13 protein-coding genes and 1 tRNA gene are annotated in these 17,148 nt (G+C 38.9%); 8 read left to right on the top strand and 6 right to left on the bottom strand.

The features are described from left to right. Positions 1–339 precede the first annotated feature (339 nt). The 7 genes from L2567_RS21260 (at position 340) to L2567_RS07125 (ending at position 9,909) form a co-directional block, all read left to right on the top strand. Positions 340–663, top strand: a complete 324-nt coding sequence (locus tag L2567_RS21260) for a DUF6660 family protein (RefSeq protein ID WP_406626658.1) — start codon at positions 340–342, stop codon at positions 661–663. Between the two features lie 71 nt (positions 664–734). Then, a complete protein-coding gene (locus L2567_RS07100) occupies positions 735–5,045 on the top strand; it encodes a CusA/CzcA family heavy metal efflux RND transporter (RefSeq protein ID WP_235297056.1) in 4,311 nt (1,436 codons plus the stop codon). Between the two features lie 11 nt (positions 5,046–5,056). Continuing rightward, on the top strand, positions 5,057–6,283 hold the full coding sequence (locus L2567_RS07105) for an efflux RND transporter periplasmic adaptor subunit (protein ID WP_235297057.1): 1,227 nt from the start codon (positions 5,057–5,059) through the stop codon (positions 6,281–6,283). Between the two features lie 95 nt (positions 6,284–6,378). Beyond that, a complete protein-coding gene (locus L2567_RS07110; protein WP_235297058.1) occupies positions 6,379–6,759 on the top strand; it encodes a DUF3703 domain-containing protein in 381 nt (126 codons plus the stop codon). Positions 6,760–6,762: 3 nt separating this feature from the next. Beyond that, entirely contained in the window at positions 6,763–7,173 is a 411-nt protein-coding gene (locus L2567_RS07115; RefSeq protein ID WP_235297059.1) for a Fur family transcriptional regulator, read from the top strand. Positions 7,174–7,239: 66 nt separating this feature from the next. Beyond that, positions 7,240–7,857, top strand: coding sequence for a class I SAM-dependent methyltransferase (locus tag L2567_RS07120; protein WP_235297060.1), 618 nt, complete (start codon positions 7,240–7,242; stop codon positions 7,855–7,857). A gap of 6 nt (positions 7,858–7,863) precedes the next feature. Continuing rightward, a complete protein-coding gene (locus L2567_RS07125) occupies positions 7,864–9,909 on the top strand; it encodes a heavy metal translocating P-type ATPase (protein ID WP_235297061.1) in 2,046 nt (681 codons plus the stop codon). A gap of 91 nt (positions 9,910–10,000) precedes the next feature. Here L2567_RS07125 and L2567_RS07130 read toward each other — a convergent pair whose 3' ends face one another. After that, complete coding sequence (locus tag L2567_RS07130; RefSeq protein WP_235297062.1) at positions 10,001–10,414, bottom strand: hypothetical protein; 414 nt, start codon at positions 10,412–10,414, stop codon at positions 10,001–10,003. Between the two features lie 128 nt (positions 10,415–10,542). After that, on the bottom strand, positions 10,543–12,831 hold the full coding sequence (locus L2567_RS07135) for a TonB-dependent receptor (RefSeq protein WP_235297063.1): 2,289 nt from the start codon (positions 12,829–12,831) through the stop codon (positions 10,543–10,545). 171 nt (positions 12,832–13,002) lie between these two features. Between L2567_RS07135 and L2567_RS07140 the strand changes: the two genes are divergently transcribed. Then, complete coding sequence (locus L2567_RS07140; protein ID WP_235297064.1) at positions 13,003–13,662, top strand: metal-dependent transcriptional regulator; 660 nt, start codon at positions 13,003–13,005, stop codon at positions 13,660–13,662. On the opposite strand, the gene L2567_RS07145 is transcribed toward L2567_RS07140, so the two are convergent. From L2567_RS07145 to L2567_RS07160, 4 genes are all read right to left on the bottom strand, one after another. Then, positions 13,655–15,802: a DUF5916 domain-containing protein gene (locus L2567_RS07145; protein WP_235297065.1), complete on the bottom strand. Its 2,148-nt coding sequence runs from the start codon at positions 15,800–15,802 to the stop codon at positions 13,655–13,657. The genes L2567_RS07140 and L2567_RS07145 overlap by 8 nt on opposite strands. Before the next feature lie 93 nt (positions 15,803–15,895). Next, the gene (locus L2567_RS07150) at positions 15,896–16,159 is read right to left on the bottom strand and encodes a GlsB/YeaQ/YmgE family stress response membrane protein (protein WP_235297066.1); all 264 of its coding nucleotides are present in this window, start codon (positions 16,157–16,159) and stop codon (positions 15,896–15,898) included. A gap of 319 nt (positions 16,160–16,478) precedes the next feature. Further along, positions 16,479–16,552, bottom strand: a tRNA-Arg gene (locus L2567_RS07155). A gap of 265 nt (positions 16,553–16,817) precedes the next feature. After that, entirely contained in the window at positions 16,818–17,120 is a 303-nt protein-coding gene (locus L2567_RS07160) for a hypothetical protein (RefSeq protein ID WP_235297067.1), read from the bottom strand. Positions 17,121–17,148 lie beyond the last annotated feature (28 nt).

A 17,148-nucleotide genomic window follows, 5' to 3' on the forward strand; every position in this document is an offset into this window, starting at 1 on the left:
AAGAATTGTATACAAACTTTACTATCGATTGATAAATATTATGTATCATTTTAAAAATCTCAGAAAGATAGTTAGATACATAAAATGAAGAGTGATGCAAATCTGCTAATATTTTGAATAACTTAGATGAGAGGCTTAATGCTTTTCGCAGAGAATAGCATAACCTACTTTATAGTAATCAATTTCAAAAGGTCTAGTTAGACTGAATTTTTAAAAATTCAATACCTAATTTTATAAGGTGATAGTAAAAAATATTGATCAAGTAAATTTGAGCATTATTGAGCGGAAAAACTTTGCAAGTTAATTGCAAGTAATTTCGTTTAACTTTGTTATAATATTATGAGGATTTTTTCCATATCGTTATCATTATATATTTTATGCCTGTCGGTTTTGTACTGTGGGGATGGGTTAACACAATGTATATCTAATGATACAGTAGTAAATGTATTAAACCACACCGATCATAGCCATCCTGTAGAGCAAGAAGATAATTGTACTCCTTTTTGCACATGTTCTTGTTGTGGTACCTTCCTCATTATTCCACTTATTGAAAAACCAGCGAAGACTACAAAAGAACATATCTTCAGCTATAAAATGTACTATGCTTTCGACTATTCATTTGACTACAGTCTGGGAGTATGGCACCCGCCAAGTATAGTTTAATCAATTTCCTAGGGCAAACTATGTCCTCTTGCGCTTGATGCAAAAACTAAATTATACTTAAATCATAATTCATGTTTGATAAGATTATCACTTATTCGATTGACAATAAGTTTGTTGTAGGCCTATTGGTAGTGGCTCTCATTGTGTGGGGAATATTTTCCTTGCGACAGTTACCTATTGATGCTGTTCCTGATATTACTAATAATCAGGTCCAGGTAATTACCATTTCACCGACACTTGCGACGCAAGAGGTGGAGCAATTTATTACAACACCAGTAGAACTAGCATTACAAAATATTCAGCAATTGGTGGAAATTCGATCCATTTCTCGCTTTGGTCTATCTGTTGTCACAGTCGTTTTCGAAGAGGATATGGATATTTACTTATCACGCCAATTGGTTAGTGAATTTTTAAAAGAAGCAGAGAGCAACATACCAGATGGTCTGGGCACACCGGAGATGGCACCTATATCTACAGGTTTAGGAGAAATATACCAATATGTAGTGCGCCCTGCTGAAGGTTATGAAGACGAATATTCACTCACCGACCTTCGGAGCATTCAGGACTGGATCGTCAGTCGTCAATTATCAGGAATAGAAGGCGTGGTAGAAGTCAATACAATGGGCGGCTATCTGAAGCAATACGAAGTAGCCGTAAATCCTAATTTACTCAAATCAGTTGGGATTAGTATTACAGAGGTATTTAATGCACTAGATAAAAGCAATGAAAACACTGGTGGATCGTACATCGAAAAAAATCCAAACACCTATTATATCCGTACAAATGGTGTCGCACAGTCTCTTAATGACATCGGTAATATAGTGGTAGATGTTCGAAATGGAAGACCTATCTTAATAAAGGATGTATCCACCGTGCAGTTTGGGAAAGCTCCTCGTTATGGTGCACTGGTTAGAGATGGTGAAGAGGCCGTAGGAGGTCGGGTAATGATGCTCAAAGGAGCTAACTCAGCTGCGGTTACTGACCGAGTTAAAGAAAGGGTGATTCAGATTGAAAAATCATTGCCAGAGGGAGTTGTAATAGAGCCATATTTGGTTAGGGATAAATTAGTATCTACTACTATTGGAACAGTTAAGAAAAACTTGCTGGAAGGTGGACTTATTGTCATTTTTATTTTGGTCTTGATGCTCGGAAATTTTCGGGCGGGTTTAATAGTGGCTTCTGTTATACCTTTATCGATGTTGTTTGCCATTTCCATGATGAATGTGTTAGGGATTTCTGCCAATCTCATGTCGCTAGGCGCAATTGATTTTGGTCTGATTGTCGATGGAGCAGTGATTATTGTGGAAGCTATAGTACATCGTTTGCAAGTCAATTTTGGAGGTCAAAAACTGACGGCCGCTCAGATGAATAAAGAAGTTGAGACCGCGTCTGTTAAAATCAGGAGTTCAGCTGCCTTCGGAGAAATTATTATCCTGATGGTGTATATACCGATATTAGTGTTGGTAGGAATAGAAGGTAAGATGTTTAAGCCCATGGCCCAAACAGTTATGTTGGCAATTGGAGGAGCATTAATTCTTTCCTTGACTTATGTTCCTATGATGGCGGCCTTATTTTTAAATAAGAACATCAGCAATAAGAAAACAATTGCCGATCGAATTATCGCATTCTTTCAGAAACTGTATAGACCGATACTTGACCTTGCCTTACGTTTCAAAGCCGCCTTTGTACTGGGGACAGTGATACTGTTCAGTTTAAGTATGCTAGTTTTTAGTCGAATGGGTGGTGAATTTATCCCCACTCTAGAAGAAGGTGACTTAGCCATGCAGCAAATTCTGCCACCTGGAACTTCACTTTCTCAAAGTATCGAAATGTCGAAAATGATACAGAAAAAACTTTTGGCAGACTTTCCTGAAATAGAGGACGTAGTAGTTAATATTGGATCGGCAGAGATACCCACTGATCCTATGCCCGTAGAAATAGGAGATTATACTTTAGTTATGAAACCTAAGGACGAATGGACTTCTGCAAGCAACCGGACCGAAATGTTTGAAAAGATCGAAGAATCACTCAGTGTGTTTCCTGGAGTAGGTTACGAATTTTCTCAACCCATCCAATTACGATTTAATGAATTGATGACCGGTTCTAAAGCTGATATCGCGATTAAACTGTATGGAGAAGATCTTGATTTACTGTACAACAAAGCCAAGGAGGCAGAGGGAATTATAACTGGCATAGGAGGTGTAGGAACGGTGAATGTTGAACAAACTATAGGTATGCCACAAATCATCATAAATTTCAAGTATGATAAAATGGCACAGTATGGATTACAGGTTAAAGAAGTGAATCAAGTAGTGAGGACTGCTTTTGCAGGGGAAAGTGCTGGTATTATCTATGAAGGAGAAAAGCGATTTGATTTAGTGGTTCGATTTGATGAAAAATATCGAAGCGATATAAGCAACGTTCAAGAATTATACATCACTTTAGACAATGGAACACAAGTTCCATTACAAGCTGTCGCAGATGTGGAATTGATAGATGCACCGATGCAGATTTCCAGAGAAAACACGAAGCGTAGAATTGTTATTGGTGTCAATGTTGGAAATACAGATGTAGAGACTTTAGTTAGAAAAATACAAGTGGAATTGGATGCCAAAGTGGAATTGCCAGCCGGCTATTACTTTAATTATGGAGGTCAATTTGAAAATCTAAAAGCCGCGAATGCGCGACTGATGATCGCCGTGCCACTGGCACTTGCACTGATTTTCATTCTACTCTTTTTTACTTTTGGGTCTGTGGCTCAGGCAGCATTGATCTTTACAGCCATACCTTTATCTGCGATCGGAGGTATATGGGCCTTAGAGCTCAGAGGAATGCCATTCAGCATTTCTGCAGGAATTGGATTCATTGCCTTGTTTGGTGTAGCGGTTTTGAACGGCATCGTATTAATTGGATATTTGAATCAGTTAAAAAATGAAGGGGTTACCAATGTTAGAGAGCGGATACTTAAAGGCACAAAAGTGCGATTGCGACCTGTTCTAATGACTGCTATGGTCGCATCATTTGGCTTTCTTCCCATGGCAATCTCAAGCTCAGGAGGAGCAGAAGTTCAACGACCATTAGCAACTGTGGTCATAGGAGGTTTGATTACAGCCACATTTTTGACCTTGATTATTCTTCCTATTTTGTACAGTTGGCTTGCGAAATGGCAAGAAAGAAAGACGAATGGTTCATTGCCTACAAAGGGTACATTAATTTTGATTCCACTCCTATTTATAGGTTTTTCCTCGCAAGCTCAACAGTTACCTGTATCCATGAATGAGGCAGTGGAAATGGCTATAGCTAATAATCCAACCATAATTGCAGCTGAAATGCAAGTACAGCAAAGTCAAGCTTTACAAAATTTAGAATATAGTTTAGGAACGACGGATTTTAGCTATCAAGGAGACGGACTTTTTAGAGAAAATGGACAGCGTGTGAACCAGCTCGGCTTGATTCAAAATGTTCCTAATCCTGCAAATACGCGAGCACAAAATAGTTTGCAAAATGAACGGGTTGCTCAGAGTATCTTGAAAAAGCAATGGACTGAAAGAGATTTACAATTGCAAGTGCAGCAGAACTATCTTGACTTACAACAACGTAAAGAATTGCAAAAACTGTACGCTAGGCTTTATCAGCTTTATGAAAAATATGCTCAGGTTGCAAGAGTTCGGGTAGAAGTAGGAGAAGCAAATCAGATGGAATTGCTTTCTATTCAATCTTCCCTAAATGAGTATCGCTTACTGGAAAATCAGGTAAACATAGAGATTAAAAACTTAGAGGAGAAATTGTCTGAATTACTTAACTCCAATGTTTTGGTTACATCTGAAGACAGTTTGACGCTTCTACCCTTTGTGCAAGAAGATAACATGAATTCGTTGAGGATACAATTAGCCAATCTGGACATTAATATCGAAAAGGCAAACATTGACCTAATAAAGGCGTCCATGAAACCTGATTTTAGTGTCGGTTATGCCGCTCAAAATTATTTTGAGGGTGGATGGTTGCATGGGTTACAAGCTGGCATCCAAATACCACTCTTTAATAAGCAGGCCAAGCAGAAAATAGCTGCTCAGCGACTACAGGTGGAGGTTGCACAAGCCAACCTCGAAGCTGAACGTTTTCGAACGAAACAAGATTTGCTTTCTGTTAGGAATGCTATTCAACTTTATGCAGAAGGCGTGAAATTTTATCGAGATCAGTTAGAAAATCTTAACCCTGAATTAGACAGAATTTCAAAACTCAATTATCAGGCAGGAGAAATTTCCTATCTCGAATTACTCAATACGCTGAATCTGCTTTCTAAAAATAACAAGCAATATTGGGAGCAGATATTAGCCTATAACAAGGCTGTAATGTCTTATCAATTTTTGTCATATCAATAAAAATTTTCATAATGAAATTTATATATAAATTAATTCTATCCACTGTGTCAGTAGCATGTATGCTACTTCTAGTTTCTTGTCGTCAGACTCATCAAAAGAGTAACGGTCACAATTATAGTGATGAAGCAACTCAACACACTGAAGGTGATGGTCATGGTGAAGAACACAAAGAAGGAGAGATTCACTTGAGTAAAGAGCAAATCAAAACCATGGATATACAATTTGGTGATTTTTCTAGTATCAAAATCAATGATTTTATAAGTGCCACGGGTACTTTAGGCTTACCTCCTAATGCGTTAACTTCTGTCAGTGCGAAGTCGAGTGGTTTTATCAAAAATAGTAATAAGTATGTAGAAGGCAATTACGTTAAAAAAGGAGTAGTCATGGCTTATTTAGAAAACCCAGAATTTATCCAGCATCAGCGAGAATATCTTGAGGTGTCTGCTGAATTAATCTATGATCAACAAGAATTGGCTCGCCAAAGAACTTTAGTGGCGTCCAATGCTGGCATTGAGAAAAATGTGCAAAAACTTGAGTCCTTAGTGAATATGAAAACTGCAACTTTAAAAGGGATTGCTAAGCAGTTATCTTATCTAGGAATTGACGTAGATAAATTGACAGCAGACAATATTATCGAACGTGTTGCGATTTATGCACCGATGAGCGGTTATATTACTTCCATTAAGATGCATAATGGAATGTATGTTACTCCGAACATAGAATTGATGGAAATTGTCAATGAAAATCACTTGCACTTAGAGTTAGATGTTTTCGAAAAGGATATTGCAAACATCAAGGAAGAGCAAAAAATCAGTTACTCTGTCCCTGCGTTGGGAAGTACAATTTACGAAGGAGAAGTCCACGTCATTGGGAAAGAGTTCAATACAGAAAATAAGACAGTTCGAATCCATGGTCACTTAGAAAAGGAACGGCCCAAGTTCATCAAGGATCTTTTTGTAGAAGCTAAAATATGGTTGAACGACCAGACGGTGCAAGCCTTGCCGGAATCAGCTATAATAAAAGATGGAGCATCTTCTTATATCTATGTTGCTAATGATCAGACAGATGCAGGCGAAGTAGAATTTGAGCGACTTATGGTGATTCCCGGAACATCTGATAATGGATTCACTGCTGTAAGTTTAATCGATAACATATCTAGTGATATGAAAATAGTGACGCATGGAGCATATTATGTATATGCCCAATCTAAAGCGGGAGAATTAGAGCATGATCATTAAAATTATTCAATGAAATGTTTTTAACGTATTTTAAGAATCAATGGCACGAAAAGAAATTAATAAAATCTTGTAAATCACTTCTATAAAAAATCTTTATGAAATTATATATAATAATGCCAGAAAAGCTCAAGCCTTTTTATAATACAGAAATGAAAAAGTTCAGTACGGAGTATCGGAATGGAAAGATAGGCAACGCGTGGGTTCATTTAGAAAGGGCACACATCATAGGTCAGAGATATCCCTTTGTACATAGCTATGTTCACTGGAAAATGATGCAATTTGGATTTAGAATTAAGAATAGAAGAGAAATCCTAGGTCAAATTCCACGGCTCATTTTTGGTGGAATTAAGTCATTTGTTGGGACTGTACCCATTGGGAATCCAGGAGGCGCAGATGTTCCTGCTCTAAAACCATTTAAGATACCAAATGATTTGCAAGAAATATTTAAAAAAGCAGAAGTCGAAGTAAAACAATAGAAGATGGAAAGAGTAATCCAATTTCTAGAAGAGAAAAAGATCAGAATTACGCCTATGAGGCAGCTACTTCTAGAATTTTTTATGGAAAATGATGGCACTTTCGGTTTACAGGAGCTAGAGGATGAATTCCCAAAATCTGACAGAATCACCATCTATCGTACCCTTAAAACATTTGAGGATAAGGGTATCATTCATAGTATAAACAATGGAATAGGTGAGGTAAAGTATGCGTTGTGTAATGAACATTGTACTCCTGTTCACCACATTGACCAGCATCCACATTTTCAGTGTGAGCGATGTGAGCAAATTACATGTATAGATAGTTTAGTCATTCCAGAAATGCGATTGCCTAGTGGGTTTTTGAAGAAAGAGATGGAGCTTATGATAAAAGGCTTGTGTCCTAGTTGTAGTTAACAACTTTGCAATTTCATTGCAGACAATTCAATTGTACATTTGCTGAAATATTGATACTTCATAGGTATGGACATATCTTTTTACGATCGGTTTTCAAAAGTCTACGATTGGCTTTCTCCCAAATGGTATTACCATAAGGCAAGATCTTATGCCGTTCAACAACTTAATCTCAAACCTGGACAAACCATTCTTAATCTTCCTTGTGGAACTGGTCAGAATTTTGAGTACTTTCAAAAATATCTGAAAGATTCTGGGCTCATCATCGGTATTGATCTGTCTCCAGGAATGTTGAACAAGGCTGAGATAAAAATTAAAAGGCACGAATGGTCTAACATTAAAGTTTTTCGTGCTGATGCTAGAAATATTTGTGATAAGTGGTTAAAGAGCAACATTGATAACAAAATACAGGTAGACGCCTTAATTTGCGATTTGGGCTTGTCTGGATTCCCTGAGTGGCAAAGTATTGTAGATAATATGCTTGAACTTCTAAGCCCTAATGGTACTATGGTTATTATGGATTGGTATTTACCTAAACCTAGCTTGAGAGGTGCTTTTATAAAGTGGATAGGTAAAGGAGAAGTAGATAGACCTATTTATCAATACTTAGAGAAAAGAGTCAATCAATTTCGCGTCAACACTACCTTCAATAGGGGTGGGGTTTTCGTAGCAACCGCAGTAAAATAAAACAAAATGAATGATCACATAACTCACCCACACCCACCAGTTTATGATAGTAAAGGCAATTTGATTTGCTGTACTCTGGAAGAAAAAATAGATGGTACGACACCACCTGCGATTGCCCCGAGAACTGATCAGCACCATGAAAGGGATGGTCATGATCATTCACATGATCAAAGACATGGAGGAGCTTTAGGTTGGAAGGCATACTTGCCAGCAATGATAAGTTTGGTGTTGCTTCTTTCAGGATTAGCAGTTGAACATCTATTGAAACTCGAGTTCTTTAAGGGTTGGATTAAGATTCTATGGTATACTTTAGCGTACCTACCTGTAGGTTTTCCCGTCATGAAAGAAGCGTGGGAAGCGCTAAGAAAAGGGGAAGTATTTACTGAGTTTTTCCTGATGTCGATTGCAACTATAGGAGCATTTGCAATAGGCGAGTATCCGGAAGGAGTAGCAGTAATGCTTTTTTATGCCATAGGTGAACTTTTCCAGACTGCAGCTGTGAAAAGGGCAAAGAGTAATATCAAAGCTTTACTAGATGTGCGCCCTAACACTGCCAGTGTATTTCGAAACGGAGGTTACGAGTCGGTAGAACCGGAATCGGTTAAAATAGGCGAGACCATCCAAATACGGGTGGGAGAAAAGATTCCACTCGATGGCAGGCTTATTTCTGATAAAGCGGTTCTAAATAGTGCGGCGCTCACAGGTGAGAGTAAACCACTAGACATCCAAAAAGATGAAAAGGTAATGGCTGGTTCCATCAACTTAGAAGGAGTGATCGAGGTTAAAGTCGAAAAATTATTCAATGATAGTTCCATCGCGAGGATTCTAGAGTTAGTGCAGAATGCCACCTCTCGCAAATCCAAAACGGAATTACTGATCAGGCGTCTAGCCAAAATATACACACCAATTGTGGTGTATCTGGCAATAGGAATATGTTTTTTACCCTATTTTTTTGTTTCTGATTATGTTTTCGTAGAATGGCTTTATAGAGCCTTGATATTTCTAGTTATTTCATGTCCTTGTGCATTGGTGATATCCATTCCTCTTGGTTATTTTGGTGGATTAGGTGCTGCTTCGAAAAATGGCTTGTTATTTAAAGGTGCAACTTACTTGGATCAGATCACGAAAGTGAACACCCTAGTCATGGACAAAACCGGGACGGTGACCAAGGGTGTTTTTAAAATTAAGGACATCGTTATTAGCAGTAAAATGCCTGAAGCTGAATTTATGAACTTATTAATGGCTATTGAGGCAAAATCCACTCACCCGATAGCAAAAGCAATCATGGAATATTCTACTGATCAGAATCTGCCAGAAGCAGATGAGATCGAGGAAATTGCAGGTAAGGGACTGAATGGCGTTGTGCAAGGAAAGCGGATCTTGGTAGGGAATAAGAATCTGATGCAGCAATTTGGAATTAATGTGCCTCCAGCTACAGATGACATTTTAGAAAGCATTGTTATGGTGGGAATAGATGGAGAATTTGTAGGATATGTGACCATTGCTGATGAATTAAAAGATGATGCTATGCAAAGCATAAAACGAATCCATGAGGTTGGTATTCAGGAAGTCGTTATGCTTTCTGGCGATAAAGACTCCATAACGCAACAAGTTGCAAATGAGCTTGGAATTAAAGTGGCTAAAGGTGGTTTGTTACCAGAAGACAAATTGAATGAGGTAGAAAAAATAAAAGAAGATGAATCAAAAATAGTTGCTTTTGTAGGTGACGGAATAAATGATGCGCCTGTACTTGCAGCTAGCGATGTGGGCATTGCAATGGGGGCATTGGGCAGTGACGTGGCGATTGAAACTGCAGATGTCATTATTCAAACAGATCAACCTTCGAAAATTGTTACCGGTATTAATATCGCGAAATCCACACAGCGAATAATTTGGCAAAACATAGCATTGGCGTTTGGTGTAAAAATCATTGTTCTCATTCTAGGTGCAGGTGGTTTGGCTACCATGTGGGAAGCAGTCTTTGCTGATGTTGGTGTAGCTTTATTGGCTATTTTAAATGCTGTAAGATTGCAGCGTATGCAGTGGAATTAGCCACTAGGTAGCAGTCAATTAACATTTCCTTTATTATTTCTTAAGAACAAGTATGTAGTAAATACATCACCTACATAGTGTTGAATTCTTCTTACTGCCTTTCGATTCTAAATTGATGATTGCGTTTGCCATCTTTGATCACCAGCAGGTAACTACCGACTTCTAATTCATGTGTAGGAATGATCAGGTTACCCATCTGAAAGATTTTCTCAATTTTAATTTCCTCTTTTTGGTAATTAAAGAGCTTAATACTCAATGTGTTTTCGCAGTAAATATCCGAGAATTGAAAACTAAAGTGTTGCTTGTTGTTGTCAGCATGGTCGTTGGCTTTATCTGACGCTGATTTGTATGAAATAGGGTCGTTTGACAAGGGTATGGATGCAAATGCTACCGGAAATTTATTTTCAGATAACATACGATCTGGAGAGTCGCTTTGTGCTTCTAGTGACAAAAAATGAAAGAGCAGCACAATGAATATCACTGTAAATTTTATGTATGGTTTCATGGTGATATGTTTTGGTGTAATCGTCTATAGATTCACTAAAACATTTATTAACAAGGCGTCAAAATTTTAACATTTGTAATGAGCGGTGGTCCTTTTTAAGGCTGATCAAGTGCTTAGAAATTTTGATATCAAAGCATCAATTTTACTCCGACATACAATGACCTGGGCGCAGATGGACCATACACAAAGTTGCTGTCTCTATTCTTCCCAGTATCAAATTGCTCCTGATAACTGTTGAGTACATTTTTCACCCCTCCATATAATTCCATCGAAATATTCTGACTCAATGGGAATAAATAGCCGATTCTGCTACTGAGATCTGAAAAAGGAGAAGTAGTAAATAGCTCGTCCTTATCCTGATTGGGGGCACCTGCAAAGTGTGGTATGATCATACTGCCGGTGTAGACATAATTGAGATTAAAGTTGAATTTATTATTGGGTGTAAAGGAAAGATTAGCAAATCCATATTCATCAGGCGTTCTGATAAACGCTCTCAATCCTTCCAATTCATCGATGTAGACCACCTCCTGGTCAAATCTGCTGCTCTGTATGGTAAAGCCGGACTCTAGCTGAAGCACTCGATTATAATTGGCGCGAAGTTCTAAAGTCAATCCCTGAACAGTGGCTCCCTGACCGTTTTCCTTTCTGAATTGCTCTCCAAACTCATCTTCCCCAATGGGCTTTAAGATAAAAGCGTCATCTAATCTGGTATAAAAGGCCTCCGTTGTAAAACCCGCTATCCAATTCTCCGTCGGCTGGTCATAGTTAACGGATAAATTAAAACTTTCAGATCTTTCTTCTTTCAGTTCCGGATCCAATTGAACCCTGGAAACGCCTCCGCCTGCAAATGCGATATGTAGATCCGTGTCAAAGGCCTGAGGTGCCCTAAAACCCGTACCGTAGCCAAGTCTGACCTGGCCGAACTGAAGAAACTTATATAAGAGTGAAATTCTTGGGCTGAAGATGAGGGGATCAACCAAATTGTGATGATCCATTCTAACACCGGTCAAGAGATTTAAATAGGGTGAAATTTCATAGTCACTTTGAACAAAAATACCGAGATCCCGGGTCACTTGATCTATGAGATATTGATAGGCTGGAATCTCATCATAAGTATCATCTAAAAGATACTCGGCACCCAGGGTGAAAATATTTGAACCAGCCATGAAATCCTCGAATTCATAATTAAATTGCAACCCACTTTGTAAAGTACTGGTGTTTGAGATGCCATATGGCGGATTGTCCAGATGCTGTGAAATTTCAGATGGATCATCAGGAAAAATGCCCGTATAGTGATCTCTTGAAGTATTTTGAAAAGCAGAATATAGAATCAGGGAAGCACGTGAAAAATTGATTTGATAGTCTGCGCTTCCCATCCAGACTCGATGTGTTCTTTCTTCAGATTGCATGGCCAAATGAGCAGGTAGGTCTGTTATTTCTCCACCATATCGATATTCGTATAACCTGCTTAAGCTGACTTCGATCTTTTGCTGATCTGTCGGCTTGAAAAAAGTACTGATGCCAACTGAGCTATTGGTGATTTTAGGTAACTCTGAAAAGCCATCGTTGTTATGGTCATAGATTTCCCTATTACGTTGATTCATAAATAGGGAAATACCAGCATTCTTTTTCTTCGTAACCCAATTTCCGTTTCCGTTCAACATCATATCATTGGACTGGCTATTGATTCTTTGATACATAGAATTTAGGGTGATTGAATTCTCTTGAGGGATCTTGGTTAGAATATTGACGGTGCCTCCGATTGCACTACTTCCATACAAAGACGACCCGCCTCCTCGGATGACTTCTATTTTATCAATCATGTTAACAGGAATCTGCTCTAAACCGTAAAGACCGGTCAGAGGACTAAAAATCGGGCGTCCGTTGATAAGAATTTGAGAATATCCTCCTGCAAGTCCATTCATTCTTAACTGCGTATAATTACAGGTCTGGCAATCCGTTTCCACGCGCAACCCTGGTTGAAATTTTAAACCTTCGGACAAGTTACATGCTTGAATATTATCCAGCGTTTTACTATCCACTACATTGACAATCACCGCGGAATTGGTTTGACGTTTGAATGTTTTTGTACCGGTCACCACAATTTCGTCGAAATTTAAAGGTTCTCGTTTCAATGTGGTTTGTATGTCAATGTTTTCGCTTCCCAGCTCTATGATTTCTTCATGAGCGATATACCCTAAATAGGATAGTTGTATTGAGTATTTACCGTTTTCAAGTTGGTTGAAGACAAATCGACCTTCTTGATCCGTATATGTGATCTTTTTTTCGTTCAAGGATACCGTTGCGAATTCAAGCGGTTGGTCATCGGAGAGGACTGTCCCTGTAATCGACAGGTCTTGACTGTTGGCCCATCCAATGCTAAGTAATAAGAAAAATGTATATATGAGTCTATGCAAAATTTTTATTTAGTACAACAAAAATAAAAAGTTTGGTACTACCAAACAAATTTAAACAGAGTTATTTTATTTATTTTAGTTTCTGTTCAAAACCTCTTACTTTTGTTTAGAAATTAGGTGCATCCTAACTAGTGGTGAAATCACAATACACTTTAAAATTTACCATCAGCTTTGCCTACACAGACGAAAGAGAATTATCTAAAAGCGATATACTACCTTCAACAACGTAATAAGACTGCGACCATATCTGAATTGGCGGAAGAGATGCAGGTGAATAAGTCCACGGTCACTGAAATGATTAAAAAATTGGCTGACAGAGGATGGGTAGATTATCAAAAATACAAACCTATCAGGCTTTCAGAACTTGGTCAGGTAGAAGCGGCACAAATCATTCGCAAACATCGATTAACTGAAATGTTTCTGGTCGATATTATGGGTTTCGGCTGGGAAGAGGTGCATGAAATCGCTGAAGAGGTAGAACATTTAAAATCTGAATCATTATTTGATCGCATGGATCGGCTACTTGGTTTTCCGGACGCCGATCCTCATGGTTCACCCATTCCTGCAAAAAATGGGGAGCTATACCGAAGACCTTACAAAGCATTATCGAATTATAGGGTGGGGGATACTTTGAGACTGAAAGCTGTCATTGACAATACGGACTCCCTACTTGCCATGCTGACAGATAAGCAAATTGGACTTGGCACCGAGTTCAATATCAAAAAGGTTGAACCATTTGACAAATCAATGGTCGTTGATTACCGGAATTGTGAGGGCATTACTTTGACTCATGAAGTTTGCCGGAGATTAATGGTAGAGCAGATCAATTGAACCAATAACTTATTTTCGCGATTAGGCCTCGATCTTTAATGACATAATCATCCTGAAATGTATTTTGGGTAAATACGATAAAGAAATCAGATCCGGGCGCATAGCGCCATTGAAAGCGAACATTAACATTGAGATTATTGATTTGATTGTTGAACTGTGTGAAGGTGGATAGAAAGATTTTATCGGTGAAAGTCACATCTATTTTAGGTCCAATTAAGTAAAAGTTTGCATTGTTATAGGGTTGCGGCAAATTGATATCATTATAGGTCGCTGCTATGCCAATGTAGCCGTAAGGTTGGAATCGATAGGCTGCTTCTGTTGTAATTTCGGATCTGGTACCATTAAAAAAACTTCCATAACCGGCTGTAACAGAATAGCTTACCAAACTTCTTGGATTCGAAAAGTAGCCTATTCCTGTACCGAAATATTGGTACGAAGTGCCCGCAGGCAAGGGAGTGCCACCAGTATTCGTAGGATCAAAGGGGTTTTGGAGCCGGATAAAAACTTCTGAAATATTAAAGGAGAGTGTACTGCGGTCTGCCCAGGTAAATTGATAGCTGATTCCCGAAGTTCGGTCCAGCAATTGATAAGAAGTATCAAAAAAGTTGATTGAACCGATATTGATGCCATGGCTGACCAAACTTGAGTTGGTGGGGAAAAACCGATATTGAAATTCCGGAACCAATCTGAAAACACCTGTTCTTCTGACAAATCCTACTTTTGCGCTATATCCTTCGCCGATAAAAGAGTGGGCCAATGCGAACGCCAGCTTCGGGGTACTGTACAAAACGCTGCCAGAGGCAGTGAATGCGCTTGCCTGCATGTTTTGATAAAGAGACTGATGAAAGAATATTTTACTGGTCCATTTACTGTCAGCTGAAGATAAATTGAGGTCAAATCCAGTTACGCTGTTGTACTTACTTTGGTCACCTTGCGCATTGAAATTGTATTCATTGACCACAAAAAAGGAGGCGTTGGACCTGGTTGAGAATTGCTGTTGGAATACACCTACTGTATAATTGCTTGCATCTTTGAGCTCATTAGAACCTGTCTGGATATTCATTAGACCTATCCTAGCCTTATTGCCAAGTTTGCCACTTAATCTGGCACCCCCCAACACAGGATTGGTAAGACCAATGCGTCGGCTGAAAAAAGGCCTGTTACCATTAGCGCCAAGGCTGGCAAATAGATCACTGTTTTCAAGAAAGAACTGTCTTCTTTCCGGGAAGAAAAGCTCGAATCGATCTAAATTGATTTGCTGGACATCAACTTCTACCTGTGAAAAGTCGGGATTGAGTGTCAGGTCCAGGTTAAGCGAGGAAGAAAGTGTCACTTTGGCATCCAGTCCAGCTTTAAATTTATAGTCGAGGTTCTTGCCTTCAGAAAAATCCTGGTTGCCTTGTGTAAATAGATATGGAATAGCAGCATAATTTACTTTTCTCGAAGGCAAAGGGTCATCCCATTTCAAAGTCCCTGTAAAAGCTAGATTCGCGGTTTGAAATTGCCTGGGAACCGGTGCCCAGGCAGATTTTTGTCCCGTTTTCAGGTCTAGCCTGGAGAAATTGATGCCCCATTCTGTCTGACCTTCCTTGTATCGAATACTCTTATAAGGAATTTCAAATTCAGCCGTCCAACGATCGCTGTAGTTTTGCACCGCAGATTTCCATTTCGTATCCCAATTCAAAGAAACAAAACCACCATCTGCCTGGATTCCTTCCCACTGTGCACCCACAGCTGAAATGCCAAAAGCGAAACCGTTGGTCTGATCATTATAAGTATCGATAAAAACAATGAAGTTATCATTTCGACCAAACGCAAAGTCCCGTCTGAGTGATTCGACCGGTCGTTTGCCGGGAATGGTGTCGAAACAAGTGATGGCCACGTAAAAATGGTCTTTATTTCTAACCATCATCACTTCAGAGGGAGAGATGGGATAACCTTCATCTATAGGTGTGACTTTATGGAAAGGAGTTGTTTTCTCGGCAGTTTGCCAGGGCAGGTCATCGAGAACGCCGTCAACCACTATTTTTTGGTCAATGGATTTCATAGTCAATTGATAATCAGTTCTATTGATCGGAGTTTGTTGAGCTATTAAATCGATGGAGAATAGCAGCAATGTAAGCAGCAGCAGTTTGTACATCAAATAAATATACTGAAATTATGAAAAGGTGTACGGAAAGGGAGTTTTTGGAAGAAAGAGGCTACCCAAAGGTTAGGCAGCCTCTCTTAGAGATTATACTCTTCGAACTAAGCGTAATAGCAATAGCAATATTACTGCACCGAGCATCGCTGTAATGATGCTGGCAAAAGTCAGTCCGCCCACTGCAGCACCTGCAACTCCTAGTTCTCCAGCCAACCAGCCGCCAAGAAATGCTCCAACGATTCCGACGGCGATATTACCTAATAAACCCAATCCAAATCCTCTCACGATTACTCCGGCAAGCCATCCGGCAATAGCTCCCAAAACGATCCAAACTAAAATGCTTTCGATACTCATGATTAAAGTTTTAAAGATTGATTAATGATTTGTAATGTATTAAAGTTACTTAATCAAATGATATAATCAAATCCATCCACTTCGCCTGGGTTTTATTACATTTTATTCATTATGAAACGATGAACTAGTGTTTTGAAGAGCGTCAATTGATGGAGGATTAACTGTCGTTGATCCTTGGTGCTCCGAGGTCAGAATCAAAAGCCTACATGCTACCGCATGTACTTTTGTGTTTTAGTACGAAAGCTTTAGAGCAAGCTCTACGGCATTGTACTAAAACACAAAAGCCGGACACTAACGTGTCCAGCTTTCGATTTTCTAGTGATTCCGACAGGATTCGAACCTGTGGCCTGCTGATTAGAAGTCAGCTGCTCTATCCAGCTGAGCTACGGAACCATCTAAGCGGGTGCAAATTTACAATTTTCGTCTGATTTATACATGATCGATTGCAAATTTTTGCCCAAAATTTATCCAATAATATAAATAGATGTTGTGAATTACTATTTTCAGAATTGATTATCAATGATTTATACTTTTATCAGAAAATATGATAACTAAAATCTACTACATATTTACCTATATAATAATTGAGTTTTGATAAACAATACAGCGAAGTGTGTGAATTGGCAGTATATTAAAATATAAAACCCCTAAAGAATCATCACGCAGCCTTTGCATACTTCACGACCACGGAAATCATCTTGGTCTTCACCTTCTTCAATGCTTTCTTGAGCGCCTTGCTGGCCTTCTTACTAATGCTATTCTTAATAATCCTTTTTTCCTTTCTCCCGGGAATCAGATAAGTGACTTCAGTAATACATTTCACCTTTTCCGCTTCTTCCGTAAAGAAAATGGATACAGAAGTGATGTGACTGTCAAACCGGGAGAGCTTGTCCACCGATTTATGAACCTTTAATTTTTCTGGACCTGACAGCGTAAAGCTGCTCGAAATATGCTTTTCCATCTTTAATAATTGAAGAGTGAATTGGTGT

Origin of the sequence: Portibacter marinus (assembly GCF_021533195.1) — a bacterium.
GTDB lineage: Bacteria > Bacteroidota > Bacteroidia > Chitinophagales > Saprospiraceae > Portibacter > Portibacter marinus.